Annotated in this window: 1 protein-coding gene; it reads right to left on the bottom strand. The window is 63.1% G+C overall.

Features of this window, described 5'->3' with window-relative positions; all coding sequences use genetic code 11:
• Positions 1 to 49 precede the first annotated feature (49 nt).
• A complete protein-coding gene (locus tag ACFWJO_RS37600) occupies positions 50 to 331 on the bottom strand; it encodes a DapH/DapD/GlmU-related protein (protein ID WP_276606038.1) in 282 nt (93 codons plus the stop codon).
• Positions 332 to 517 lie beyond the last annotated feature (186 nt).

Below are 517 nucleotides of genomic sequence, written 5' to 3'. Positions count from 1 at the left end.
GCCACGTACTGACCGATGAAGCCGGCCCCACCGGTGATGAGGTAGTTCGTCATGACTGCCGCTCTTCTCTGATCGCTGGGGTGTGCTTGACACCGTTCTTGAGGATCTTCGCAGGGACACCCGCGACGACCGCTCCGGCAGGGACATCCTTCGTGACGACGGACCTCGCTCCGACCACAGCGCCTGCTCCCACTGTGACTCCTCCGAGAATCGTGGCGCCCTGGCCGACGAAGACGTCATCACCGATCACGATCGGTGCGCCAGGCGTGACCGCCATCCCTGCCGACGGGTCGTGTCCTCCGTTCCCAATGTGAACGTCGTCTGTCACCATGACGCCTCGCCCAAGGACCACTGAACCGACTGCGTGGAGATGCACCCTGTGGCCCAAATAGACACGATCCCCGATGCGTAGATCCCCGCGTTGCTCCGCCGCAAGCCAGACTCCGGGGTGGAAAGCGCAATGTGCTCCCACTGAGATGCGCTCAGCACCCTGGACTTTCAATGGGCCCACCATCAC

Origin of the sequence: Streptomyces sp. NPDC127092, assembly GCF_042722475.1 — a bacterium.
GTDB lineage: Bacteria > Actinomycetota > Actinomycetes > Streptomycetales > Streptomycetaceae > Streptomyces.
Note: the sequence above shows the minus strand (reverse complement) of the source record. Positions and strands in the feature narration are given on the sequence as shown.

What these genes read in the sequence shown, in the direction of transcription:
- ACFWJO_RS37600 (WP_276606038.1), bottom strand. Translation starts at nt 331, where the DNA reads ATGGTGACAGACGACGTTCACATTGGGAACGGAGGACACGACCCGTCG.